This window comes from Dyella sp. (genome assembly GCF_051954575.1).
Taxonomy (GTDB): Bacteria; Pseudomonadota; Gammaproteobacteria; order Xanthomonadales; family Rhodanobacteraceae; genus Dyella_B.
This window is the reverse complement of record NZ_JBQCHP010000146.1, coordinates 33,527-57,618: the sequence shown is the minus strand read 5'-3', so window position 1 is coordinate 57,618 and position 24,092 is coordinate 33,527. Positions and strand designations below refer to the sequence as shown.

General features: G+C 64.5%; 21 protein-coding genes. 10 read left to right on the top strand and 11 right to left on the bottom strand.

Features of this window, described 5'->3' with window-relative positions; translation table 11 throughout:
• Positions 1 to 134: 134 nt before the first annotated feature.
• The 6 genes from dapB to hrcA form a co-directional block, all read right to left on the bottom strand.
• Positions 135 to 938: a 4-hydroxy-tetrahydrodipicolinate reductase gene (gene dapB / locus ACTHNE_RS18390; RefSeq protein WP_440269987.1), complete on the bottom strand. Its 804-nt coding sequence runs from the start codon at positions 936 to 938 to the stop codon at positions 135 to 137.
• Positions 939 to 1,148: 210 nt separating this feature from the next.
• Positions 1,149 to 2,270, bottom strand: a complete 1,122-nt coding sequence (dnaJ, locus tag ACTHNE_RS18385; RefSeq protein ID WP_324945380.1) for a molecular chaperone DnaJ — start codon at positions 2,268 to 2,270, stop codon at positions 1,149 to 1,151.
• Positions 2,267 to 2,845 carry a TMEM175 family protein gene (locus tag ACTHNE_RS18380; RefSeq protein ID WP_324945378.1) on the bottom strand — a complete coding sequence of 193 codons (579 nt, stop codon included), beginning with the start codon at positions 2,843 to 2,845 and terminating at the stop codon, positions 2,267 to 2,269. Before ACTHNE_RS18380 ends, dnaJ begins: the two co-directional genes overlap by 4 nt.
• 230 nt (positions 2,846 to 3,075) lie before the next feature.
• Complete coding sequence (gene dnaK / locus ACTHNE_RS18375) at positions 3,076 to 5,007, bottom strand: molecular chaperone DnaK (RefSeq protein ID WP_324945375.1); 1,932 nt, start codon at positions 5,005 to 5,007, stop codon at positions 3,076 to 3,078.
• Between the two features lie 132 nt (positions 5,008 to 5,139).
• The gene (gene grpE, locus ACTHNE_RS18370) at positions 5,140 to 5,676 is read right to left on the bottom strand and encodes a nucleotide exchange factor GrpE (protein WP_440269986.1); all 537 of its coding nucleotides are present in this window, start codon (positions 5,674 to 5,676) and stop codon (positions 5,140 to 5,142) included.
• 85 nt (positions 5,677 to 5,761) lie between these two features.
• Complete coding sequence (gene hrcA, locus ACTHNE_RS18365) at positions 5,762 to 6,817, bottom strand: heat-inducible transcriptional repressor HrcA (protein ID WP_440269985.1); 1,056 nt, start codon at positions 6,815 to 6,817, stop codon at positions 5,762 to 5,764.
• 184 nt (positions 6,818 to 7,001) lie between these two features.
• Here hrcA and recN point away from each other — a divergent pair, with 184 nt between their 5' ends.
• On the top strand, positions 7,002 to 8,672 hold the full coding sequence (gene recN / locus ACTHNE_RS18360) for a DNA repair protein RecN (RefSeq protein ID WP_440269983.1): 1,671 nt from the start codon (positions 7,002 to 7,004) through the stop codon (positions 8,670 to 8,672).
• Positions 8,673 to 8,992: 320 nt separating this feature from the next.
• On the opposite strand, the gene hpnA is transcribed toward recN, so the two are convergent.
• On the bottom strand, positions 8,993 to 9,994 hold the full coding sequence (hpnA, locus tag ACTHNE_RS18355; RefSeq protein ID WP_440269982.1) for a hopanoid-associated sugar epimerase: 1,002 nt from the start codon (positions 9,992 to 9,994) through the stop codon (positions 8,993 to 8,995).
• Positions 9,995 to 10,364: 370 nt separating this feature from the next.
• Here hpnA and ACTHNE_RS18350 point away from each other — a divergent pair, with 370 nt between their 5' ends.
• The 7 genes from ACTHNE_RS18350 (at position 10,365) to ACTHNE_RS18320 (ending at position 19,755) form a co-directional block, all read left to right on the top strand.
• Positions 10,365 to 11,534 carry a phytoene/squalene synthase family protein gene (locus tag ACTHNE_RS18350; RefSeq protein WP_324940034.1) on the top strand — a complete coding sequence of 390 codons (1,170 nt, stop codon included), beginning with the start codon at positions 10,365 to 10,367 and terminating at the stop codon, positions 11,532 to 11,534.
• Positions 11,531 to 13,507: a squalene--hopene cyclase gene (shc, locus tag ACTHNE_RS18345; protein WP_324940037.1), complete on the top strand. Its 1,977-nt coding sequence runs from the start codon at positions 11,531 to 11,533 to the stop codon at positions 13,505 to 13,507. Before ACTHNE_RS18350 ends, shc begins: the two co-directional genes overlap by 4 nt.
• Positions 13,504 to 14,241 (top strand): phosphorylase family protein, encoded by a 738-nt coding sequence (locus ACTHNE_RS18340; RefSeq protein WP_324940040.1) that lies wholly within the window; start codon positions 13,504 to 13,506, stop codon positions 14,239 to 14,241. The genes shc and ACTHNE_RS18340 overlap by 4 nt, the downstream gene beginning before the upstream one ends.
• A 28-nt stretch (positions 14,242 to 14,269) precedes the next feature.
• The gene (locus ACTHNE_RS18335) at positions 14,270 to 14,635 is read left to right on the top strand and encodes a copper resistance CopC family protein (RefSeq protein ID WP_324940043.1); all 366 of its coding nucleotides are present in this window, start codon (positions 14,270 to 14,272) and stop codon (positions 14,633 to 14,635) included.
• Between the two features lie 182 nt (positions 14,636 to 14,817).
• Positions 14,818 to 16,473, top strand: a complete 1,656-nt coding sequence (locus ACTHNE_RS18330) for a copper resistance D family protein (protein WP_440269980.1) — start codon at positions 14,818 to 14,820, stop codon at positions 16,471 to 16,473.
• 83 nt (positions 16,474 to 16,556) lie between these two features.
• Positions 16,557 to 17,459, top strand: coding sequence for a polyprenyl synthetase family protein (locus ACTHNE_RS18325; RefSeq protein WP_440269979.1), 903 nt, complete (start codon positions 16,557 to 16,559; stop codon positions 17,457 to 17,459).
• A gap of 154 nt (positions 17,460 to 17,613) precedes the next feature.
• On the top strand, positions 17,614 to 19,755 hold the full coding sequence (locus ACTHNE_RS18320; protein ID WP_324940051.1) for a site-specific recombinase: 2,142 nt from the start codon (positions 17,614 to 17,616) through the stop codon (positions 19,753 to 19,755).
• 89 nt (positions 19,756 to 19,844) lie between these two features.
• On the opposite strand, the gene ACTHNE_RS18315 is transcribed toward ACTHNE_RS18320, so the two are convergent.
• From ACTHNE_RS18315 to ACTHNE_RS18305, 3 genes are read right to left on the bottom strand one after another with little or no spacing between them, the layout of a single operon-like run.
• The gene (locus ACTHNE_RS18315; protein ID WP_324940054.1) at positions 19,845 to 20,195 is read right to left on the bottom strand and encodes a hypothetical protein; all 351 of its coding nucleotides are present in this window, start codon (positions 20,193 to 20,195) and stop codon (positions 19,845 to 19,847) included.
• Positions 20,196 to 20,238: 43 nt separating this feature from the next.
• A complete protein-coding gene (gene bioD, locus ACTHNE_RS18310; RefSeq protein WP_324940057.1) occupies positions 20,239 to 20,913 on the bottom strand; it encodes a dethiobiotin synthase in 675 nt (224 codons plus the stop codon).
• Positions 20,910 to 21,614, bottom strand: coding sequence for a TMEM175 family protein (locus tag ACTHNE_RS18305; RefSeq protein WP_324940060.1), 705 nt, complete (start codon positions 21,612 to 21,614; stop codon positions 20,910 to 20,912). Before ACTHNE_RS18305 ends, bioD begins: the two co-directional genes overlap by 4 nt.
• Positions 21,615 to 21,691: 77 nt before the next feature.
• Between ACTHNE_RS18305 and ACTHNE_RS18300 the strand changes: the two genes are divergently transcribed.
• A complete protein-coding gene (locus tag ACTHNE_RS18300; protein WP_324940063.1) occupies positions 21,692 to 22,180 on the top strand; it encodes a GAF domain-containing protein in 489 nt (162 codons plus the stop codon).
• Between the two features lie 21 nt (positions 22,181 to 22,201).
• Here ACTHNE_RS18300 and yihA read toward each other — a convergent pair whose 3' ends face one another.
• The gene (gene yihA / locus ACTHNE_RS18295) at positions 22,202 to 22,849 is read right to left on the bottom strand and encodes a ribosome biogenesis GTP-binding protein YihA/YsxC (protein ID WP_324940065.1); all 648 of its coding nucleotides are present in this window, start codon (positions 22,847 to 22,849) and stop codon (positions 22,202 to 22,204) included.
• A 402-nt stretch (positions 22,850 to 23,251) separates the two neighbouring features.
• Between yihA and ACTHNE_RS18290 the strand changes: the two genes are divergently transcribed.
• Positions 23,252 to 24,067, top strand: coding sequence for a c-type cytochrome (locus tag ACTHNE_RS18290; protein ID WP_440269978.1), 816 nt, complete (start codon positions 23,252 to 23,254; stop codon positions 24,065 to 24,067).
• Positions 24,068 to 24,092: the final 25 nt, after the last annotated feature.

The window sequence follows — 24,092 nt, the reverse complement described above, 5'->3', positions numbered from 1 at the left end:
CTGTATGCGCGCCTCGCTGCACCCCAGCGTCTCGACGATGCGCCAGTCTGCCTTCGCCACTGGAGCACAGCGAGGCGCGCATACTGTGCGGTGACGGGTACGTGGAATAGATCAGAGCATCCCGAGTGGCGCGATCAGCCGGCGACGCGCGCCTGCAACATGTCGTCGATGTCGTAGCTGCCGGGCTTACGTGCCGCCAGCCACGCGGCCGCTTCCAGCGCGCCGCGCGCGAAGATGGATCGATCGGTGGCGCGATGGCTCAGCTCGACACGCTCGCCCTGGCCGAGCAACAAAGCGGTGTGTTCGCCCACCACGTCGCCGCCGCGCACGACGGCGAACCCGATACTGCCGCTGCGCCTCGCGCCGGGGCGGCCTTCGCGTACGTAGACGGCATCCTTCGCCAAACTGGTGCCGCGCGTTTCGGCGGCCGCATTCCCCAAGGCGAGCGCCGTGCCCGATGGCGCATCTTCCTTGCGGCCGTGATGCGCCTCGATGATCTCCAGATCCCAATCGGGCAACGCCGCGGCGGCCTGGCGCAGCAAGCGCTTCAACACGGCGACGCCCAGGCTGAAGTTGGCGGCATGCAACAGGGGAATGCGTTGCGCAGCTTGATCGAGCCGGGTTTGCAGTGAAGCGTCGATGCCTGTCGTGCCCGTCACCAGCGCGGCCTTGTGCGCGATGCAGTAATCAAGCGCAGCGATGAGGCCGTCCGGGCCGCTGAAATCGATGACGACGTTGGCGGTGACGGCGTTCCAGTCGTGCGCATAGCGCAGTGACGCGGGGAGTTCCGCGAAAACGGGCGTGCCGTTATGTGCGGAAGTTGCAGGTACCAACGCATTGACCAGTTCGAAGCGCTTGTCCTCGCGCACCAGCGCGAGCAAGGCGCGTCCCATGCGGCCGGAAGCGCCATTGATGGCAAGACGGATGGGTTGGGTCATGGGCTGTCCTGAACGTAGAAACTCAACAGGTCGAAGTGCGCTCCCTCCCCTGCTTGCAGGGGAGGGTTGGGGTGGGGTTACACACCCTTGCGGCATTGTTTGAGTACACCGCGAGATTGCTTCACCCCACCCTAACCCTCCCCTACTACACGTAGGGGAGGGAATCGTCTGTGGCGAGTATGCGGCTCAACGCATCGAATAAGGAATGGCTCAGGACGTCACCCGCGACCAGAACTGCTTCACGCCATCCATAAAGCCCTTGGCCCGTGGCGTGTGCTCATCATCCTCGGCGAACGTCGCTTCCAGCTTCTCCAGCAATTCACGCTGCTCACGCGTAAGGCGCACCGGTGTCTCCACCATCACGCGGCAAACGAGGTCGCCGGTGCGGCCGCCGCGTACCGATTTCACGCCGCGTCCGCGCAACACGAACTGCTGCCCGGTCTGCGTTTCCGGCGGAATCGTGATGGCGACTTCGCCGTCCAGCGTGGGCACCTGCAATTCCGCGCCGAGCGCTGCCTGCGAGATGCGGATCGGCACTTCGCAATAGAGGTTGTTGCCGTCGCGCTGGAAAATCTCGTGTTCGCGCACGCGCACTTCCACGTATAGATCACCGGCTTCGGTACCGGCGGGACCTGCCTCGCCCTGCGCCGCCAGGCGGATGCGATCGCCGTTGTCGACGCCGGCGGGAATGCGCACCGACAGCGTGCGGGTTTCTTCCAGGCGCCCTTCGCCGTGGCATTTCTTGCAGGGTTTCTCGATCGCGCGGCCGCTGCCGCCGCAGTGCGGACAGGTCTGCTGGATGGAGAAGATACCGTTCTGCATGCGCACGCGGCCGTGGCCATTGCAGGTGCGGCAATTGACGGTCTTGCCGTCTTCCGAGCCGCTGCCGTTGCAGTGGTGGCAATTGACCTGGGTGGGAATGTCGAATTTTCTCTCGACGCCGAACACGGCTTCTTCGAGATCGAGCTCCATGATGTAGCGCAGGTCGGCGCCACGGCGCGGACGCGAGGAACGGCCGCCGCCACCAAAAATGTCGCCGAAGATATCCCCGAAGATATCGCCCATGTCGCCGAAGCCGGCGCCACCGCGTCCACCGCCCATGCCGCCCTCGAACGCGGCGTGGCCGTACTGGTCGTACATCGCGCGCTTCTGCGCGTCGCCAAGTACGTCGTAGGCCTCCTTGGCCTCCTTGAATTTCTCCTGCGCGTGCGGGTCGTCCGGGCAGCGGTCGGGGTGGTATTTCATCGCCAGGCGGCGGAAAGCTTTTTTCAGTTCCGCCTCGTCGGCGGAACGTTCGATACCCAGAATTTCGTAATAGTCACGCTTGCTCATTGCTTGATCCGCGATTCGATGCGCCGATCGGGAATGAACCAGATCGCTGCCACCGTGGCATAAAGAACACACGACACCCACGGCGCCACGAACGCCACGAGGATGCCGCCCAGATACATGGCGACGGCGACCCAGCCTTTCCAGTCGCTGCCCACCGCCTGCGCCAACAGGGACTCCCTACCGCCGTTGGCGGCGATCAGGCTGCGCTGGAACGGCTGCCAGGCGATGCCGCACATCAGCAGCACGAAACCATAAACCGCCACGGGTAGCCGCGCGAAATGGTTCTCGCCCATCCAGCCGGTAGTCACCGGCATCAGCGACAGCCAGAACAGGAGGTGCAGGTTGGCCCACAGCACCGCGCCGTTCACCTTGGCCGAAGCATGCAGGAAATGATGGTGGTTGTTCCAGTAGATGCCGACGTAGATGAAGCTCAATACGTAGCTCAGGAACACCGGCCACTGCGGCAGCAGCACGTTCCAGCCGTCGCCGTGCGGCACCTTCAGTTCCAGCACCATGATAGTGAGGATGATGGCGAGCACGCCGTCGCTGAAGGCTTCGAGCCGCCCCTTGTCCATCGTCTCCCCTCCCGTAAGAGCCTGTTCAATGCCTCTTCGCAGCTCTCATGGCTCCCGAGTGGCCGCCATGCGGCAGCGCGCGGCTTGACCAGACACCCAGTCTGGCGCTGCGCCACGCACTACCACCTGACGGCCACTCGGAAACCATGCGAACCACGCTGAGACATTGAACAGGCTCTAATGCAACGAGCGCCCCTTTCGAGGCGCTCGTTGTTCAACAGCTTAAAGGATTACGACTTGCCGTCGTTCTTGACTTCGGTGAACTCGGCATCGACCACGTCGTCCGGCTGGGCCGAACCGCCCGGGCCCGGGCCATGTTGCGCACCAGCGCCCGCATCGGCGTGGCCGGCCTGAGCGGCGGCGTAGAGCGATTGCGCCACTTGCTCCAGCTTCTGGATCTTTGCCTCGATGGCGCCCTTGTCGTCGCTATCTTTGGCCTTTTCCAGATCCGACAGCGCGCCTTCGATCTCGCTCAGCTGCGCACCCGGCACCTTGCCGCCGTGCTCCTTCAGCGCGCTGCGCGTGGCGTGCACCAGCTGGTCGGCCTTGTTGCGCGTGCTGACCAGTTCCTGGAACTTGCGGTCTTCTTCCTTGTGGCTTTCCGCGTCGGCGACCATGCGCTGGATTTCTTCCTCTGACAGGCCGGAACCGGCCTTGATCTCGATGCGCTGCTCCTTGCCGGTCTTCTTGTCCTTGGCGGACACATGCAGGATGCCGTTGGCGTCGATGTCGAAGGTCACTTCGATCTGCGGCATGCCGCGCGGCGCGGCATCGATGCCGGCCAGGTCGAACTTGCCCAGCGACTTGTTGGCACTGGCGCGGTCGCGCTCACCCTGCAGCACGTGCACGGTCACCGCGGTTTGATTGTCTTCGGCGGTGGAGAATACCTGCGAGGCCTTGGTCGGCACCGTGGTGTTCTTCTCGATCAGCTTGGTCATCACGCCGCCCATGGTTTCGATACCCAGCGAGAGCGGGGTAACGTCCAGCAGCAGCACGTCCTTCACCGAACCGCCCAGCACGCCGCCCTGGATCGCCGCGCCCACGGCGACGGCTTCGTCCGGGTTGACGTCCTTGCGCGGCTCCTTGCCGAAGAAATCCTTGACTGCTTCCTGCACTTTCGGCATGCGGGTCTGGCCGCCGACCAGGATCACTTCGCTGATGTCGGCCACGCGCAGGCCCGCATCGTTGAGCGCGGTGCGGCACGGTTCGATGGTGCGCTTGACCAAGTCTTCCACCAGCGCTTCGAGCTTGGCGCGGGTGAGCTTGATGTTCAGATGCTTGGGGCCCGAAGCGTCGGCCGTCACGTACGGCAGGTTCACTTCGGTCTGGTGCGAGGACGACAGCTCGATCTTGGCGCGCTCGGCCGCATCCTTCAGGCGCTGCAGTGCCAGCGCATCCTTGCTGAGATCGATGCCCTGGTCCTTCTTGAATTCCTCGATCAGGTAATCGATGACGCGTTTGTCGAAGTCCTCACCACCCAGGAACGTATCGCCGTTGGTGGCCAGCACCTCGAATTGCTTCTCGCCGTCGACTTCGGCGATCTCGATGATCGACACGTCGAAGGTGCCGCCGCCCAAGTCGTATACGGCGATCTTGCGATCACCGCCTTTCTTGTCCAGGCCGTAGGCCAGCGCGGCCGCGGTCGGCTCGTTGATGATGCGCTTCACATCCAGGCCGGCGATGCGGCCGGCGTCCTTGGTGGCCTGGCGCTGGCTGTCGTTGAAGTACGCAGGCACCGTGATCACCGCCTCGGTGATGGTCTCGCCCAGGTAATCCTCGGCGGTCTTCTTCATCTTCATCAGCACTTTGGCGGAGATTTCCTGCGGCGCCATCTTCTTGCCATCGGAGGTCTGCACCCAGGCGTCACCGTTCTCGTGCGCGACGATGCCGTACGGCACGATGTGGATGTCCTTCTGCACTTCGGCGTCGGTGAACTTGCGGCCGATCAGGCGCTTCACCGCGTAGAAGGTGTTCTTGGGGTTGGTCACGCCCTGGCGCTTGGCAGGGGCGCCGACCATCACCTCGCTGTCCTTGGTGAAGGCGACGATGGATGGCGTAGTGCGATCGCCTTCGGAGTTCTCGATGACCTTGGTGGTGCTGCCATCCATGATGGCCACGCACGAGTTGGTCGTGCCCAGGTCGATGCCGATGATCTTGCCCATGATGTGTGCTCCGGAAATCTCGTGTGCGGCCCCGCGCCGCGAATGGTTGTCAGATGGGGTTCTGGTGAAAGTCGTTCAATACCAGCTAAACCCTGCAGTTCTGGAATTGCAGATAACGTTCAGCAGAGACCGTCAGTCGTCCTTGGCCACGGACACCAGGGCCGGGCGCAACAGCCGATCGTTGAGCACGTAGCCTTTTTGCAGCACCGCCACCACCGTGCCGGGCGCCTTGCCGGGCGCCTCGACCATGCTCACGGCGTGATGACGTTCCGGGTCCAGCGGCTGGTCGACCGGGTCCACCTGCACCAGGCCGTTGTTGCTGGCGATACGCAACATCTCTTTCAGGGTGAGGTTCAGTCCCTCGCGAATCGTGGCCACATCGCCGCCCTCGGTTGCCAGGCCCCGCTCCAGGCCGTCGTACACGGGCAAGAGGTCATTGAGCAGCTTTTCGTTGGCGAAGCGGCGCGCCTGTTCCAGGTCGCGATGCAGGCGGCGGCGCTGGTTTTCCAGCTCGGCCTTTTCGCGCAGCACGGTTTCGCGCAGCTCCCGGTTGCTCGTTTCCAGTTCGGCCAGCTTGGCCTTGAGCGCTTCCAGTTCGTCACCGCCGGCGACGTTCTGCTCGCCCGTTTCAGGGGCCTGGTTCGGCGACTGCGAATCGCTGTTGTGCATGAAATGACTCCAAACATCGTCCTGGGCCGGCATATCTTGCCGACCATCAAAAATTCTGCGGGTGAACCCGCCTCCCAACCGGCCGTTATAGGGTCGTGGCGGCGCGATTCAAGGCATCGCTCAACAACCGAGCCGTGGCCTGCACCACCGGGATCACGCGATCGTAAGCCATGCGGGTGGGACCAATCACACCGACGGCCCCCAGCAATCGCCCCTGCGCCCCATAGCTGGCGGTGACCACGCTGCAGCCGTCCAGCGCGGCGAAGCCCGATTCCTCGCCGATGAACAATCGCACGCCCGGCGCCTTGGCACAGGTTTCCATCAGCTGCAGCAATTCGTTCTTCTTCTGGAACGCTTCGAACAGATCGCGCAGCCGGTCGAGGTTGCCCAGTTCGGCATAGGCCATCAGGTTGGTCTGGCCGCTGACCAGCACGTCTTCGTCCTGCGGCGCAAACGACGATGCCGCCAGTTCCACCGCTTTGGAAAGCAGTTGATGCAATTCGCTGCCGGCTTCGCGCAGTTCGCGCAGCAGACGCGCGCGGATGTCGTCCACGCGCAGGCCAACAAAATGTTCGTTGATGTAATTGGCGGCCTGCTCCAACTCCCGCGCCTCCACCGGCTTGGCCAGCTGGATCACGCGGTTCTGCACCTGGTTGTCGGAGAACACCAGGATCACCAGCACGCGCGCATCCGGCAGCGGCACGAAGTCGATATGGCGCAGCGGGAAATCGGTCTGGCGCGGTACGGTCACCACGCCGGCGAAATGGGTCATCGCCGAGAGCAGCGCCGACGCATTGCCGACCAGGTCGCGCACGGTGGCCGGGCCGGGCGGCAGCTCGCGCTGCAATCGCACCATTTCGTCACGCGGCAGCGGCTGCAATTCGATCAGGCTGTCGACGAACAGGCGCAGGCCGCGCGGCGTGGGGATGCGTCCAGCCGAGGTATGCGGGGAGGCGATCAGGCCGGCTTCTTCCAGGTCCGCCATGACGTTGCGGATCGTGGCCGGGCTCACGTCCAGCCCCGACGAACGCGACAGCGTACGCGAGCCGACCGGTTCGCCATCGATCAGATACTGCGCGATCAACGTGCGCAGCAGGCGTCGTGCGCGGCTATCGAGCTCTTGGCGGTGGTGACTAGACATGCGCTGTGGCAATCCGTGAGACGGCTTAGAAATAAGGTTTGATGAGCCAGAAAGCAAGAAAGGCTCCAAAGACGGGGAACGGGGGCCGGAAAACGGGGAACGTCGAGACCGCCGCATGCCGGATACCCCGTTTCCTATTCCCGGTTCCCCCGTACAATCGCGCCGATAACTACCGCCCTCTCCCATGCTCATCTCTCTCTACGTTCGCCATCTCGCCGTCGTCGAAGAAGCCGATCTCGCCTTTGGTCCCGGCCTGACCGTGGTCAGCGGGGAAACCGGCGCGGGCAAGTCCTTGCTGGTGGACGCCCTGATGCTGCTGGCCGGCGCGCGCGCCGACAGCGGCATCGTGCGTGCCGGCAGCGATCGCGCCGAGCTCGCCGCGGAGTTCGACCTCGGCCAACTGCCCGAGGCGCGCGACTGGCTCAAACGCGAGGAACTGGACGAAGACGGCACCTGCCAGCTGCGCCGCGTGATCCGCGCCGAAGGCAGCTCGCGCGCCTGGATCAACGGCCGTCCGGCCACCATCGGCCAGATGGGTGAGCTGGCCGCCCTGCTGGTGGAAATCCACGGCCAGCACGAGCATCAGGCGCTGCTGGAACGCGCGCATCAAATGAACCTGCTCGACGCCTACGCCGAGAACGAAACGCGCGTGGCACAAGTACGCGAGCTTGCCGCGCAGTGGCGCGAGCTTGGCGCACGCATCCGCAAGCTGGCCGGCGGCGAAGATCGCGAGCATCGCCTGGAACTGCTGCGGCACGAACTTTCCGAATTGGAAAAATGGGCGCTTCCCGCTACCGCACTGACCGAACTGGAAAGCAGCCACAAGCGGCTGGCCAATGCCAGCAAGCTCACCGAAGGCATCACCGGCGTGGTCGATCTGCTCGACGGCGACAGCGAGTTCGCGCTGCGTTCGTCGCTGGGGCGCGCGCATGCGGAACTCAGCCGCCTTGCCGCCCTGGACGATCGCCTCGCACCGATGCTCGAATTGCTCGACAACGCGCAGATCCAGCTCACCGAAGCCGCCGACGGTCTTGCACGCTATGCGCAGGATGTCGATCTGGACCCCGAACGCTATGCGGAGGTCGATGCGCATCTCATGCGTCTGCACGAACTGTCGCGCAAACATCGTTTGCCCGTTGCCGAACTGGACGACAAGCGCATCGCGGTGCAGAACGAACTGACCGAACTGGAAAACGCCGGCGACGCGCTACAACGCCTGGACGCACAGCGCGCGCAATTGCAGCGCGATTACGGCAAGGCGGCCGAAGCCCTGAGCAAATCGCGCCAGGCTGCCGCCAAGCGCCTCGGCAAGGAAGTAAGCGCGCTGATGGGCGAGCTGGGCATGGCCGGCGGCGTGCTGCAGGTCACGCTGGAAGCATCCGAAAACAGCGAACCCGATCCGCAAGGCCGCGAACGCTGTGAACTCTTGGTCAGCGCCAACCCCGGCCAGCCGCCGCGCCCGCTGCGCAAGGTGGCATCCGGCGGCGAACTCGCCCGCATCAGCCTGGCGATCGAAGTGGCCACGCTTGGCAAGGATACCGTCGGCTGCATGGTGTTCGACGAAGTCGACACCGGCATCGGCGGCGCGGTAGCCGAAGTGGTCGGCCAGAAACTGCGCGCGCTAGGCTCACGCTGCCAGGTGCTATGCGTAACGCACCTGCCGCAGGTGGCCGCGCAAGGCCATGCGCATCTGCGCGTCAGCAAGCACAGCGAAAGCGGTTCCACCCATACACGCATCGAAGTGCTGAACACCGAAGGCCGCCGCGACGAACTGGCGCGCATGCTAGGCGGCGTGGAGATCACCCGCGAAACGCGGGCGCACGCGAAGAAGATGTTGGAGCAGGCGCAAGCGTAATCGTAGGTTGGGGTGCAAACCCCAACATCGTGATGCGTGCATACATGGCAATGTTGGGGTTTGCACCCTGACGTATCCCCACGTTTTTGCTCGATGATTTCAATAAAATCAGCGAGCTATACACCTTGCACATGATCTTCCAGATTACTGGGCGTCATTCCCGCGAAAGCGGGAATCCATCTGCTCTGATGCAAAAGCAAAGATGGATTGACCAGCATTCGCTGTTGAAAAGCGCCTCCGCTTTCGCGGGAACGACGGCATTTGGGCAGGTGTGCACGTAAAGGAAAAACGTGGGGATGTATCAGGGTTTGCACCCCAACCTACGCCGCCCTGTTGGCGATTTCCGATTCCCGGCCCTTGAACCACCGCACCGCATCTTCCAACGCCAGCCGCGCCGGACGCGCTGTATAGCCCAGCTCGCGCTGCGCCTTTTCGCTGGTGAAAAACATGCGCTTCTTCGACATGCGCACTTCCTCCACCGTGGCGATCGGCGGCATGCCGGTCACGCGCGCCCATGCTTCGGCAACGTAAGCCACCGGCATCACGGCGGCATGCGGCAGGCGCACCTTCGGTGGTGAACGGCCGGCGATGTCGGCGATCTCGGTGAGCACCTCGCGCAGGCTCATATTGAAGCCGCCAAGGATGTAGCGCTCGCCGACCACACCACGCTCGTAGGCCAGCCAATGGCCTTCGGCCACGTCTTCCACGTGCACGATGTTGAGGCCGGTATCTACGTACGCGGGCAGGCGTCCGGCCATCGCGTCGCGCACGATGCGGCCGGTGGGCGTGGGTTTCACGTCGTGCGGGCCGATCGGCGTGGACGGATTGACGATCACCACCGGCGCGCCTTCGGCAGCGAACTGCCGCGCCACTTCTTCGGCCAGGAACTTGGAACGCTTGTAGTGGCCGATCATGTCGTCCACCGTCACCGGCGTGGTTTCGCTGCCGGGCGTACCGTCCTTCGGTATCCCCAGCGTGGCCACGCTGCTGGTATAGACCACACGCTTGACGCCGACGCGCCTGGCCGCTTCCAGCATCGCGCGCGTGCCGTCGACGTTGGCGCGGTAAAGCTCCGATGGATCGGGCGCCCACAGGCGGTAATCGGCGGCGACGTGGAATAGCGCATCGCAGCCGTCGCACGCGGGCAGCAGGCTCTGCGGCTTGGTCAGGTCGCCTTCGGCCACTTCCACGTCCAGGCCCTGCAGATTGCGGCGATCCGAGCCCGCACGCGCCAATACGCGCACGCTGTGGCCATCGCGCAGCAGGCGGCGCGCCACGGCCGAACCGACGAAACCGGTGGCTCCGGTCACCAGCGCCCTCACGACGCAATCACCCGATCGAGGCACCACGACGCATGGAAAACGACCTGCGCGGTCGATGAAGTTGGGATGGTCATCCAGCGATTATGGATGAAAATCGGCCGCGGATGCTCCGCCACCTCACCAACATCCTTTCATCAACATTTCAACCAATCAGGTCCGAAAAGCATCATCCAGAGCGATGCGGACTTGTTCGTGCACCTTCTGTGCTTCAGCATATTGCGATGCCCACCCCACCCCGCCAGCCCCGAGCCAGCCGCATTGTGCGCATTTTCCCCCAACCTTCCGCCTACGTGGACGTCACGCATGGGACCGACATGTCGGAATCGCATCCGTATGGGTGTGACATAATTCCGGCGCTCGAGGCATACCCATGATCGAATTGAACAACGCCACCGCCGGCAACGGACGCGGGAAGGCCGATACCTACCAGGACGCGATCCTGCCGAAGGTGTCCCGGACTTTTGCGCTGACCATCCCGCAGCTCCCACCGCAGCTGCGACGCGCCGTCGCGAACGCCTATCTGCTGTGCCGCATCGCGGACACCATCGAAGACGAGCCGGCATTGTCGGCCGAGCAGAAGCGCGCGTTCGAAAACGCGTTCGTCGATGCGGTCACCGGCGATGCCGATGCGAAGGAAGTGGCGGACGAAGTCACGCCGCTGTTGTCGGCCAGCACGCTGGAAGCCGAACGCGACCTGATGCAGCAACTGCCGCTGGTGCTGGATGTGACGCGCAGCCTTTCGCCGCCGCAGCAGGCGTCGATCGTGAAGTGCCTGCGCATCATGTCGCACGGCATGCACGATTTTCAGCGCAAGGCCGGCTTGCAAGGCTTGCCTACGCTGCACGACCTGGATCGCTACTGCTACTGCGTGGCCGGCGTGGTCGGCGAGATGCTCACCGAGCTGTTCGTGGATTTCGAACCGCTGCTAGTGCCTCATCGCAACACCATGCTGCGCCTGGCGGTATCGTTCGGCCAGGGCCTGCAAATGGTCAACATCCTCAAGGACCAGTGGGAAGACCGCACGCGCGGCGCCTGCTGGCTGCCGCAGGACATGTTCGCGCGCCATGGCGTGAAGCTCGCCACGCTCGAGGCCGGCAAGCAGAACGCCGGCTACGCCGCGACCATGTCCGAGCTGGTCGGTATCGCGCATGCGCATCTGCGCCAGGCGCTCGAGTACACCTTGCTGATTCCCACCAAGCATGCGGGCATTCGTCGCTTCTGCCTGTGGGCGATCGGCATGGCGCTGCTGACGCTGCGCAATTTGCAGCACAATCTTGATTTCTCCGCCGGCACGCAGGTGAAGATCTCGCGCAAGGCAGTGGCGCGCACGATCCTGCTCACGCGCGTGCTGGGCAAGTCGAACGCAGGCCTGCGCTGGCTGTTCGCGATGACCGCGCGCGGCCTGCCGCTGACCCCGCTGACCGCGGAATGGAGCGAGCCTTCCACCCCGGCCCGCACCTGGCCCAAGCGCTCCATCCCGCACATTGCCGATGTCGCCTGGCGCGAACCGGCCGATGTACAGGAAGTTCACCACCGATGACCCAATACCAGCCAAAGACCGCTACAGCCACCGCCGATCTTTTCCATAATCCCGCTGCCAACGGGCTGAATGAGGCGATCGAGCGCGGCCGTGCAGCCTTGCTGGCGCAGCAGCACGCGGATGGGCACTGGTGCTTCGAACTGGAATCGGACTGCACGATCACCGCCGAATACATCCTGATGATGCATTTCATGGATGACATCGACGACGTGCTGCAGGAGAAGATGGCGCGCTACCTGCGCGCCACGCAAGAGAAAGACACGCATGGCGGCTGGCCGCAGTACCACGGCGGCGCGATCGACCTGTCGTGCACGATCAAGGCCTATTACGCGCTGAAGGCAGCGGGCGACGATCCCGAGGCCGAGCACATGCGCATCGCGCGCAAGGCGATTCTCGCGCTGGGCGGTGCGGCCAAGGCCAACGTGTTCACGCGCATCCTGCTGGCGCTGTTCGAGCAGGTGCCATGGCGCGCCACGCCGTACGTGCCGGTGGAAATCATGCTGCTGCCACGCTGGTTCTTCTTCCACATCGACAAGATGTCGTACTGGGCGCGCACCACGCTGGTACCACTCACCGTCCTGTGCTCACTCAAGGCGAAGGCGGCCAATCCGCGCAAGGTGCATATCCGCGAGCTGTTCGTCACGCCGCCGGAACAGGAGCGCCACTACTTCGTTCACGGCGGCCTGTTGAACCGCACCTTCCTGGCGCTGGACAAGATCGCCCGCACGATCATCGATCCGTTCATTCCAAAGCGGGTGCGCCAGCGTGCGGTAAAGAAAGCCGTCGATTGGTTCATGCCGCGCCTCAATGGCGAAGACGGCATCGGCGCGATCTTCCCGCCGATGGTCAACAGCCTCGAAGCGATGGCGCTGCTCGGCTATCCAAAGGATCACCCGGCGCGCGAGACCTGCCTGCGCTCGATCCAGAAGCTGGTGGTGCATCGCGACGACGGCACCGCGTATTGCCAGCCCTGCGTGTCGCCGGTATGGGACACGGTGTGGAGCGCGCTGACGCTGATGCACACCAGCGACGATGCGCAGACGCAGGGCGCGATCGACACGTCGATCGACTGGCTGGTATCCAAGCAGGAATTCGAACTCAAGGGCGACTGGGCCGTGCGCGCACCGAACCTGGCACCGGGCGGCTGGGCGTTCCAGTACAACAACGCGTACTACCCGGACATCGACGACACCGCCGTCGCCGCCGCGCTGCTGCATATCCACGATCGCCGCCGCGGCGAACCCGGTCGCCATCGCATGAACACCGATCGCGCGGCGGACTGGATGGTCGGCCTGCAATCGAAGAACGGCGGCTTCGCTGCGTTCGATGCGGACAACACCTACTACTACCTCAACGCGATTCCGTTCGCCGACCACGGCGCCCTGCTCGATCCGCCGACGGAAGACGTGTCCGGCCGCGTCGTCGCGGCGCTGGGTGTGCTGGCGCGTCCGCAGGATCGCGAAGCGCTGCGCCGTTGCGTCGACTATCTGCGTTCCACGCAGCTGGAAGACGGCAGCTGGTGGGGCCGCTGGGGCAGCAACTACATCTACGGCACTTGGAGCGTGCTGGCCGGCCTTGCGCTGGCGGGCGAGGATCCGCAACAGCCGTATATCCGCAAGGCGGTGCAATGGCTGCGTGCCTGCCAGAACGCCGATGGCGGCTGGGGCGAGACCAACGACAGCTATATCGATCCGGCCTTGCGCGGCAGCAACCACGGCGTCAGCACACCGCAATCCACCGCATGGGCCGTGCTGGCGCAGTTGGCGGTGGGCGAGGTGCGCTCGGAGTCGGTGCGTCGCGGCATCGATTACCTGGTCGCGCAACAGCACACCGAAGGCCTGTGGTTCCATCCTTCGCACAATGCACCGGGTTTTCCGCGCGTGTATTACCTCAAGTACCACGGCTACACCGCGTACTTCCCGCTGTGGGCGCTGTCGCGCTATCGCCAGTTGCTGCAGTCGGCCGCGGCTTGAGTACGGGCGCGTCGATTCGCACCACCGGCGTCGTCGTCGCGCTGGCATCGGAAGCCCGCGCATTCACCTCGCACGCTGCAAAACCCGACAGCATCACTACGCTGCCTGACGGCGCCGCGCTGTACCTGAGCGGTATGGGGCCGCGGGCCGCGCGTGGCGCCGCCGAAGCCTTGGTGGCAGCAGGCGCTTGCGCACTGGCGGTGTTCGGCGTGGCGGGCGCGCTCGACGATACGCTGCGCAACGGCACGCTGTTCTGCCCGGAACGCGTGCTGGACGGCCAAGGCCGGGCGTACGCGACGGACGTCGCATGGTGCGCGAGCCTGCAGCAGCGGCTCGCCGGCTTCGCCACGCCGCTGCGCACGACCGGCGCACTGCTCAGCGTCGCCTCGCCCTTGCTGACCGCCGCTGCCAAGCGCACTGCGCATCGGCAGTTCGCAGCGCTTGCGGTGGACATGGAGAGCGCCGCCGTGGCCGCAGTGGCACAGGAGCGCGGCCTGCCCTTCGCGGTGCTGCGCGCCATCGTCGACGAAGCGGACGACGCCATACCGCCAGCATTGAATGGCAGCGTCGATACCTGGGGGCGCCCGCGCCCGCTGCGGCTGCTGGCGGCATTTGGCCGGCAGCCGTCCCTTGCAAGCGAGCTGCCCCGACTATACTCACGCATGCAACGAGCCACGCACGCATTGCGCGCCGCTGCCCAAGCCGCGGGACCTGCGCTGGGCTGGCCTCGCTAGAAGAACATTTCAGCCTGGAGAACTCCGCATGTCCTCGCATCGTTTTGGATCGTTCCTGGTCGCCGCCGCGTGCGCCTTGATCAGCGTAGCCGCGTCCGCGCACGCCATCCTGCTCGACAGCACGCCCAAGCCCAACGGCACGCTGCCCGCCGGCCACGTGCAGATGGTGTTCAAGTACAACAGCAAGATCGACCAGCATCGTTCGCGCCTGGTGCTGATCGCGCCCGACAAGAGCGAAACGGTGCTGACCATCGCCACCGACAGCAAGAGCAACGAGCTGGACACCAGCGCCGATCTCAAGCCGGGCGCGTACACGCTGCGCTGGCAGGCGTTGGCGCTGGATGGGCACATCACGCGTGGCGATTTGCCGTTTACGGTCGTAGCCAAGCAATAACCACGTACCCCACGACCTGCGCCATCCACATGGCCGTCATTCCTGCGAAAGCGGGAATCCATTTTTGCCTTTCACCGGAGCAAGGTGGATTCCCGCTTTCGCGGGAATGACGGCCGTGAGGGATATATAAATCGCTCCGATGAGGAGCGCCCCTGATCGATTTTTATCCTGAGCGATTCCCCGTGGAACTTCTCGTCGACATCTTCGGCTACCTCAGCATCATCCTGCACGGCATCACCATCGTCGCGCAGTCGATGACGCTTGGCGGCATCCTGTTCCTGGTTTTCCTGATGCGCCCGTTCGCGCATGTGCTGCCGCAAGGTACGAACCTGGAACGGCGCATCGCGCGGCTGACCATCTACAGCGCCATCGGCCTAATCCTCGCGGAAGTCGCGGGCGTCGGATTGCAGGTGGCGGTGGTGGAATCCACGGTAAACCTGACATTTCTCGACGTCATGCAGGCGCCGTTCGCGATCGCCGGCACGATCAAGATCGTCTGCGCCCTGTTGCTGATTCCATGCCTGGGCGCGCGCATGTCCCGTGGTTTACTGGGCGCGATCCTGCCGCTAGCGATCGGCGCGGTGGAACTCACCGCCGCCACCTTCACCACGCATGCCTACGCACGCCTGGACAACAACGTGCTGCTGCTGTTCGTGGAAGGCTTGCATCAGTTCGGCGCGGCGATCTGGATCGGCGCGATCCCCTGCTTCGTGCTCGCGCTCAGCAAATTGCAGGATGCGGACGGATGGCGCGTGGTCGGCGCGCGGTTCTCGCGCATGTCGATGATCGGCGTGGCCAGCATCATCGTCTCCGGCACGATCATGAGCGTGTTCTACATCGGCGATGTGCAGGGTTTCTACGGCACCGCCTATGGCGTGATGGTGGGCGCGAAGATCGCGATGTTCGTGGCGCTGCTGCTGCTTGGCCTGGGCAACCTGCTGGTGACCGAACGGCTGCGCAAGAACCAGGATGCCTCGGTGATCCGCCTGCGCCGTTTCGCCGAAGTGGAAATCGGCATCGGCTTCACCATCTTCTTCGCAGCGGCCTCACTCACCTCGGTGCCGCCGGCCGTGGACCTCACCACCGATCGCGTCACGCTGCACGAAATCGCCGTGCGCAACGCGCCAGCATGGCCGCGGCTCACCTCGCCCGATCACGACCAGCTCGCCGTCTCGCAAGCACAGGCGCAGCTGGATCACGAAGCGGAGCAGCGCCATCAGGCCGCCGAGCAAGCCATCACGCCGGGCTCGGGCGTGTTGCCGCCGCGCAATGCCGAGGACATCGCCTGGTCCGAATACAACCATCATTGGGCCGGCATCTTCGTGCTGCTGATCGGCCTGCTCGCCCTGCTCAACCGCGCCGGCGTGCGATGGCTCCGGCATTGGCCATTGCTGTTCCTGCTGATGGCCGGCTTCCTGCTGGTGCGCTCGGACCCGGAAGTGTGGCCGATGGGCCAGGAAGGCTTCTGGGCCGCATGGCGCGATGTGGAGGTGGCGCAGCATCGCTTCTTCGTGGCGCTGATCATCCTGTTCGGCCTGTTCGAATGGGCAGTGCGCACGGGACGCCTGCGCAATCCGAAGGCCGCGCTAGTGTTTCCCCTGCTGGTGTCGGTGGGCGGCGCGATGCTGCTCACGCACAGCCACCAGATTTCCAACGTGAAGGACCAGTTGCTGATCGAGCTTACCCACACGCCGCTGGCGCTGGCGGGCGTGGCTTCGGGCTGGGCGCGCTGGCTGGAACTGCGCCTGCCCGGGCGTGGCGGCCGCATTGCGGGCTGGGTGTGGCCGCTGTGTTTCATGCTGGTCGGCGTGATCCTGCTCTGGTACCGCGAGGCCTGATCCCGGCCGATGTTAAAGTTACGGTCTTCCCGCCCGGATTCCGGCGCGGGTAGCCCTTTCACTGCCCGTTTCCCGGATTTCGAATGAACCTGACGTCCCTCGAGGTTTCCGCGTTCGCCGACCGCGTGCCGGCCTATCTGCAGCGGCTGGAACGCAGCACCGACGCTCTCCTCCCATCTGCCGACACGGACCAGGCACGCCTGCACCAGGCCATGCGCTATGCCTGCGAGGGCGGCAAGCACCTGCGCGCGCTGATGGTGTATGCCGCCGGCGAAGCGCTGGGCGTAGCCGCCGAGAAACTCGATGCCGCCGCCTGCGCGGTAGAACTGATCCACGCCTATTCGCTGGTGCACGACGACCTGCCCGCGCTGGACAACGACGACCTGCGCCGCGGCCGCCCGACCGTGCACAAGGCGTACGACGAAGCGACCGGCATCCTGGTCGGCGATGCCCTGCAGACCTCCGCGTTCGAAGCGCTGGCGACCACCACGGCGCTGGATGCGGAGCAGAAAGTGCGCATGATCCGCGCGCTCGCGTATGCCTCCGGTTCGCTCGGCATGGTCGGCGGCCAGGCCGTGGACATGGCCTCGGAAAACAAGACGCTGACGCTGGCGCAGCTGGAATCGCTGCACGCGCGCAAGACCGGCGCGCTGATCCTGGTCACCTGCCAGCTCGCCGGCATCGCGGCCCATGCGCCGGAGGCGACGATTCGCGCGCTGGAGCATTACGGCAAGTGCATCGGCCTTGCGTTCCAGATCCAGGACGACGTGCTCGACCAGATCGCCGATACCGCCACGCTCGGCAAGACCGCCGGCAAGGACCTGGCTGCGCACAAGTCCACGTTCCCGTCCCTGCTGGGCCTAGAACCGGCCAGGCAGCGCGCCGATGCCCTGTTCGATGAGGCCCGTGGCGCGGCGCGCAGCCTCTCCGGCCATGCCGAACCCTTGCTGTGGCTGGCCGATTACATTCAGCAACGCAAGCACTGAAACACCGTGCCTCCCCGGCGTGGCGTCGGGGAGCAAGCTGGCCGCGTGCGCATGCAGGTCGGAGTTTTTGAGACACAGGACTGTCCCGTTCGCCATCAGGTGTGGTAACACCTGACCTTGCGTGAATGGACAACGACAGGAAGGATGTTGACCGATGTTCACTTCTCTCGCGACATTCTGGCGCAAATGGCGGGACGCGTTGCGCACAGGCCGGCAGATCGATGCCCTGTTGGCGCACGCCGATCCCAACGCCGAACTGGCCGCACGCAACGAATGGCTGATCGAGATCGCGCACTGGCTGCGCCGTAGCGGCGCCGTCGCCAGCGATGAAGCGCGGCCCGACCAGGCGCCGAAATATCCGCCGCACACGCGACTGCGGTATCTCATGCAGTTGCTCGATCGCAATCCGCAATGGAAAGCGCGCGTGGCGGCAACCTTGCAGAGCATCGTGCGCGACACCGATGCCATGGCATTGCTGTGCGATTCGGGCATGCCCGCGCACGCGGGTTTCAGTGGCGCGCTGATCGAACGCCTGCAGGCCTCGTTGATTCCGCCGGCACCGAACAGCCGCGATCTGTCCGCCTTGTTCACGTTGGTCTTTCCCTCTGCCGACGATGCGCAGTGGGTGGCGGCGTTACCTCGCGAGCTGTTGAGCAAGCTCAGCGAATTGCTCGCCGACCAGGAAAACGAAGGCGACGACACGCAAGCCGCGCGCGAACAGGCGAACCCATCGCGCCTCTCGCTCGAACTGATCGCCGCCTTGCATTACCTGACCGGACAGATCGGCTCGATCGGTTTGTCCAAGGCCATCCGCACACGCTTGACGGAGCAGCGGCTCGACACGTTGCCGTTCTACAAACTGCCGCGCGCCATGCTCGCGGTGGAGCGCGCCGGCGAAGCCGGCGATGCGGCGCAGGCAGAAGGCCATACCGTCCGCATCAGCCAGACATTGCTGCAGGAAGTGAATTACCTGCGCGCCCTGCTGGATGAATGCCTGCGCTCGTTGGATGACGTGCATACGCATCTGAACGAAAACGGCGTGAGCGTGGACATCGTGTTCCAGCTCGAGCGGATGCGCGTGCGCATCACGCGCGCCGAACGCTTGCTCGAAGCGTGGCTGGCGATCCGCCAGCAAGGCGAATCGATCGAGCCGATCGCCAGCCTGTTCGCCGACCTGATCGCCGCCAACCATGCCAGCCACAGCGTCGGTTACCTGGTACGCAGCAATTTCTCGCTGCTGGCGCGCAAGGTGGTCGATCGCAGCGCGGAAGACGGCGAGCACTACGTCGCCTACGACCGCAAAAATTACTTGAACATGTGGTGGATGGCCTTCGGTGGCGGCCTGGTCATGGTGGCGGCGGTCTACGTGAAGTTCTTCATCTTCAGCCTGCACCTGCATCCGATGATCGAAGGCTTCATCGCCGGCCTCAATTACGCGGCGGCATTCTTGCTGATGCACTTCCTGCATTTCACGCTGGCCACCAAGCAGCCGGCAATGACCGCGCCGATGCTCGCGCAAAAGCTCGACGGTATCGGCACGCCGCAAGGCATGGACGATTTCGTGCAGGCGGTGGTGGCGCTGATCCGCACGCAGGCAGCGGCGGTCTTCGGCAACTTGGTAGCGGTATTTCCGGGTTGCCTGGCGATCCAGCTCGCCGCGCGGCATCTGTTCGGCGTCAACCTGATCACGCCGGAGAAGGCGCACGCGGCCATCCATTCCTTTTCGCTGCTCGGCGTTACGCCTTTGTTTGCAGCGATGACCGGCGTATTGCTCTGGGTATCGAGCCTGCTGGCCGGTTGGGCCGACAACTGGTTCGTGCTGCATCGGCTGCGCGACGTGCTCTCGTACAACCGTCGCTTGCGTTTCGTGTTCGGCGAACGCGGCGCGGTGCGTTTTGCGAACTTCTCGCGCCGCAACGTCGCCGGCGTGGTCGCCAATTTCTCGCTCGGCCTCATGCTTGGCCTGGTGCCGGCAATCCTCACCGCCTTTGCGCTGCCCTACGAAGTGCGCCACATCACCGTCGCTGCCGGCTCGATCGGCACGGCGCTGGGCGTGCTCGGCAACGCCACCTTCCAGACGCATGAAATCTGGTGGTCCGTGGCCGGCTGCGCAGTGATGGCCTCGCTCAACGTGGCAGTCAGCTTCACCCTGGCGTTCCAGATGGCGTTGCGCGCGCGGCCGATGCAACGCCGCGCGCGACGCGAAATCAATCGCGCATTGTGGCGTTACGTGCTGGCCAATCCGTTGCGGTTGCTGTTTCCTGCGCGCAGCAAGATAGCCGTCGATGCAGCGTAGGTTGGGTTAGCGCAGCGTAACCCAAAAATATTGCTACGAAGACGGTGGGTTACCCGGATCAAGTCCGGAGTAACCCCGCAGAGCTCTGCTCAAGCCGGGCGCACATCGTGCAGTTGCCAGTTCGCGCCGATCAGCCAGTTCAGGCGCTGGCGCAGGATGCTCATCGGCAGGTCGCTGATCACACTCACTTCGGTGTGCAGATCCTCGACCTTGGCCGTCACCGTGGCGAGCTGGTCGGTGATGCCTAAGCGTTCGTCCACGCTGTCGGGATCGGGTTGCATGGCGCGCCAGCGCTGGAACAACAGCGGGCTGCGCAGGGCTTCCTGCAGGGCCGCGGCCAGATCGTTCGGGCCGGCGCCGCTGTAACTCAGCGACGGCTCCGCGCCACGCGCGTGCGCGAGATCCTTGATCTGCAGGTAATAGTGACTGCGGTGGCTCATGATTCCTCCTTTTGTCGACCGTTCCTAAGCCCGACGGCCTTCGTCAAAACTGCAGCGCTGCCAGATCCAGCCGGCTCCATGCGCGATCCGGCGATACGCCATGCGGCAGAATCCCCAGGCATGGCGCCGGCAGCAGCGCGCGCAACGTGGCGATATTTTCCTCGATCGCGGCCATCGCCGGGTCGATGCAGTTCCCAATCCAGCCAACCAGCCGGCAACCGTCGGCCTGGATGGCTTCGGCGCTAAGCAGCGCGTGATTGAGACAGCCCAGCCGCAGCCCCACCACCAGCACCACCGGCAGCGTCCAGGCCTTGGGTATGTCCGAGGCGAGCAGGCTGGGCGACAGCGGTACGCGCCAGCCGCCCACGCCTTCGACCACCACCGTGTCGTAACACGCGACTAGTTTCTGAAATGCCGCGTGCAGCGGCGGCAGCGTAATCGTCACGCCTTCGTGAGCGGCGGCCAGATGCGGTGACAACGGTGCCAGCAGGGCGACCGGATTGATGTCTTCGTACGCAGGCGACGGTGCACTCGCCGCTTGCAGCGCCAGGGCGTCCTCGTTGCGCAAACCGTGCGCGGTATCGATGCAGCCGCTGGCAACCGGCTTCATGCCGCAGGCGCTGTGCCCGGCACCGCGCAACGCATGGATCAGTGTGCACGCGGCGTGGGTTTTGCCGATGCCGGTATCCGTGCCCGACACGAACAGCGACAAGCTCATGCTGCGTACGCTCCGGCCCGCTTCGTCCACCTCGCCGCGAGCCAGTACATGGGCGTCAACAGGATATAGAGGCATCCCGGCAACGCCGTCCATGCCGCAGTTCCGGGAATGACCAGTGTCACCAACAGCGAAAGCAAGGCCACGCACACCGAGCCCGCTTGCGTGTAGAACACCTTGCGTGCCTCGATCCGCTGCGCATGCGACATAGGCGCCTTGCGCAAGCTATGGCGATACAGGCATGCCAAGGACCCCGCCATGCACGCATAGGCCAGGCCGTAACAGACGTACAGCGCTTTCACGTCGCGCACGCTGTTGATGGTCGGCGCGCCCGACAATTCCTGATGCGCAAAGGCTTCGTAGAGCGCACTGAACATGGCCTGGAACAGCATGTTGAGCGGGTAGACGAAAATCAGGGCGAAAAATACCAGCATCAGGCTCAGCATCATGCTGGTGGTGTCGTGCAACCGGAAGCGATCGCGCCAGCGCACATGGCGATGCCAGAAAATCATCAACGTGGCGAAACTGCAGGCGAAAGCCGGAATCCGGTCCAGCGCCAGCAAAAGGTCATGCAGATTGCGCGGCACTTCCGCCCCCGCAATCGCCAGCACGCTCACCGCAAAGGCGAAAGCGGCGTCGATGAAACCATCCAATCGGTGCGCCTCCACACGCCCAGCCTGTGCAGCATCATGCTGCTCGCTCATAATCGATTCCCCTTGTGCCTGCGCTGCGGACGACCCATCTTTGGCGCATCAGTTTGCAGCAATCGAGCCTATCCGTCATGTTCGAGATCAAAAACAGTCTGTCGGCAAGCAAGCGCGAGCAATATGCCGAGTTGGTGGAGCAGGCGCGCGGCATGCTTGCCGGTGAGCCCAGCCTTGTCGCCAACGCGGCCAACTTTGCGGCGCTGGTGTTTCACAGCCTGCCCGATTTCAACTGGGCGGGCTTTTACCTGTACGACGGCAAGGAACTGGTCGTGGGTCCGTTCCAGGGCAAGCCCGCCTGCATCCGTATCGCCATCGGCAGAGGCGTGTGCGGCACCGCCGCGCAGACACGCCAGACGCAGGTGGTGCGCGACGTCAACGCGTTCGATGGGCACATCGCCTGCGATGCGGCGTCGCAATCGGAAATCGTGGTGCCGCTGGTGAAGGCCGATGGCACGCTGCTGGGCGTATGGGATGTGGACAGTCCCCTGGTCGGGCGCTTCGATGAAGAAGATCGCGCCGGCATGGAAGCCTTGTGCGCGGTGTTCATGGAGACCGTCGCGTAGGTTGGGGTGCCAACCCCAACGCTATTCGAGGATGGTGCGCGGATGGCTTTCCAGCAAGGCCATCACGGCCGCGCGCGCTTCCTCCACGCCGGTGCCGGCCGGGGCGGAAAATACCTGCATCGTCACCGGCGCATTCGTACCCACTTCTTTTCGAAGTGACGCCAGCGCCTGGCTCGCCTGATTGCGCGACAACTTGTCGGCCTTGGTCAGCAGCACGTGGCAAGGCAGCACGGTGGCGAGGCAGAAATCCAGCATCATCCGGTCGAACTCCTTCATCGGATGACGTATGTCCACGATCAGCACCACGCCGCGCAGGCTGCGGCGCACGTGCAGGTAGCGGTCGATCTCGTGGCGCCAGTGGTCGCGCAGCGCATCGGGCACCTTGGCGTAGCCGTAGCCCGGCAGGTCGATCAGGCGCGTGTCCAGCGGCTGCGACGTTTCACCACGCACCACCGCAGGCAGTGAAAAGGCGACCATCTGCTGCGTGCGCCCCGGTGTCTTGGAGGTGCGCGCCAAGCCCTTCTGCCCGGTCAAGGCGTTCAAGGCGCTGGATTTGCCGGCGTTGGAGCGGCCGGCGAACGCCACTTCGGCGCCTTCATCGGCGGGCAATTGGTTGACGCGATGGGCGGCAAGCACGAATTGTGCGCCCTGCAAGGGATTGATCGGCATGAGTCGTGGTTTGACCGGCTAGTATGGGGTGGCGATAATTCAAGGATGCTCTGATCCATTTTTCATGGGTGGCATGATGTCCAGAAGGCTCGCAGGGTGTGCTGCGTGGCGCAGGGAAGACTGGCCGTCTTGGCAAGCCGCGCGGCGCAGGCTGCGAGCCTTCTGGACATCACCCCGTCATTATGATCGATTCGTTGGGGCCGGCTCTGTCCGTCCGCATGCCTTCGGCCCATCGTCTCGACAGACGGCCAGTCTGCCTTCGCCGACGGTCCTGTGGCCTGCGAACGGACAGAACCGGTGACACCTATGAAAAATGGATCAGAGCATCCTTAAAGCTCTGCCAGTCACGGTACGCTGAGGGTGCGCACCGTACATCAACTGCAGTTTCCTGGAGGCAAGTGTATGAGTTTTCGGCTCGCCGATTGCCGGCCCGCTGTCGTGAATGCAGTAGCCCTGGTTGTTGCTCTCTGTGCTGGCGCCGCATTTGCGCAGAACACCAAAGCCCCGGCCGCACCGAATGCGGCGTCCGCTACGTCCACCGCCAAGCCTGCCGCCCCCGCTCCCGCGGCGAGCGCGCCGGCCGCCGTCGCACCCGCTGCCGCGCCGCACAACAGCAATTGGATGGTGTCGACCAAGCCGGGCGACGCCACCGCAGGCCAAGGTAAGGCCGCCGCCTGCGGCGCCTGCCACGGCATGGACGGCAACTCCAGTGACCCGCAGTCTCCGAAGCTCGCCGGCCAGCACGAGATGTACATCGCGCATCAGTTGCACAATTTCAAATTGGGCGAGCGGCAGAACGCGATCATGCTTGGCATGTCCACGCCACTGTCCGATCAGGACATGCGCGACGTGGGCGCATATTTCGCCAGCAAGCAGCCGCTGCCGGGCGTCGCCGACCAGGCCCTGGTCGAACACGGGCAGAAGCTTTATCGCGAAGGCGATCCGGCGCGCGGCATTCCGGCCTGCATGGCGTGCCACGGCATCGATGGCCGCGGCAATCCGGGCGCGATGTATCCGCAGCTCACCAGCCAGCACGCGCAATACATCGAAGCGAAGCTGAAAGATTTCCACAACGGCACGACCTGGGGCCCGGAAGCCCACGCGCAGATCATGCCGACCGTTGCCAAGAACCTCGACCCGCAAGACATTGCGGCACTCGCCAGCTATATCGAAGGCCTGCACGTGGCCGACCAAGGCGCGGCTGCGGCGTCGCCGTAACTTCCTGTTGGCCGTGTTGTCCAAG

Excerpts from the sequence above, each read along its gene's own strand:
- yihA (WP_324940065.1), bottom strand. The coding sequence starts at position 22,849 with ATGCCGATCAATCCCTTGCAGGGCGCACAATTCGTGCTTGCCGCCCAT.
- bioD (WP_324940057.1), bottom strand. The coding sequence starts at position 20,913 with ATGAGCTTGTCGCTGTTCGTGTCGGGCACGGATACCGGCATCGGCAAA.
- ACTHNE_RS18305 (WP_324940060.1), bottom strand. The coding sequence starts at position 21,614 with ATGAGCGAGCAGCATGATGCTGCACAGGCTGGGCGTGTGGAGGCGCAC.
- ACTHNE_RS18300 (WP_324940063.1), top strand. The coding sequence starts at position 21,692 with ATGTTCGAGATCAAAAACAGTCTGTCGGCAAGCAAGCGCGAGCAATAT.
- dnaK (WP_324945375.1), bottom strand. The coding sequence starts at position 5,007 with ATGGGCAAGATCATCGGCATCGACCTGGGCACGACCAACTCGTGCGTG.
- shc (WP_324940037.1), top strand. The coding sequence starts at position 11,531 with ATGACCCAATACCAGCCAAAGACCGCTACAGCCACCGCCGATCTTTTC.
- grpE (WP_440269986.1), bottom strand. The coding sequence starts at position 5,676 with ATGCACAACAGCGATTCGCAGTCGCCGAACCAGGCCCCTGAAACGGGC.
- ACTHNE_RS18335 (WP_324940043.1), top strand. The coding sequence starts at position 14,270 with ATGTCCTCGCATCGTTTTGGATCGTTCCTGGTCGCCGCCGCGTGCGCC.
- hrcA (WP_440269985.1), bottom strand. The coding sequence starts at position 6,817 with ATGTCTAGTCACCACCGCCAAGAGCTCGATAGCCGCGCACGACGCCTG.
- ACTHNE_RS18315 (WP_324940054.1), bottom strand. The coding sequence starts at position 20,195 with ATGAGCCACCGCAGTCACTATTACCTGCAGATCAAGGATCTCGCGCAC.
- ACTHNE_RS18350 (WP_324940034.1), top strand. The coding sequence starts at position 10,365 with ATGATCGAATTGAACAACGCCACCGCCGGCAACGGACGCGGGAAGGCC.
- ACTHNE_RS18380 (WP_324945378.1), bottom strand. The coding sequence starts at position 2,845 with ATGGACAAGGGGCGGCTCGAAGCCTTCAGCGACGGCGTGCTCGCCATC.
- ACTHNE_RS18290 (WP_440269978.1), top strand. The coding sequence starts at position 23,252 with ATGAGTTTTCGGCTCGCCGATTGCCGGCCCGCTGTCGTGAATGCAGTA.
- dapB (WP_440269987.1), bottom strand. The coding sequence starts at position 938 with ATGACCCAACCCATCCGTCTTGCCATCAATGGCGCTTCCGGCCGCATG.
- recN (WP_440269983.1), top strand. The coding sequence starts at position 7,002 with ATGCTCATCTCTCTCTACGTTCGCCATCTCGCCGTCGTCGAAGAAGCC.
- dnaJ (WP_324945380.1), bottom strand. The coding sequence starts at position 2,270 with ATGAGCAAGCGTGACTATTACGAAATTCTGGGTATCGAACGTTCCGCC.
- ACTHNE_RS18320 (WP_324940051.1), top strand. The coding sequence starts at position 17,614 with ATGTTCACTTCTCTCGCGACATTCTGGCGCAAATGGCGGGACGCGTTG.
- ACTHNE_RS18325 (WP_440269979.1), top strand. The coding sequence starts at position 16,557 with ATGAACCTGACGTCCCTCGAGGTTTCCGCGTTCGCCGACCGCGTGCCG.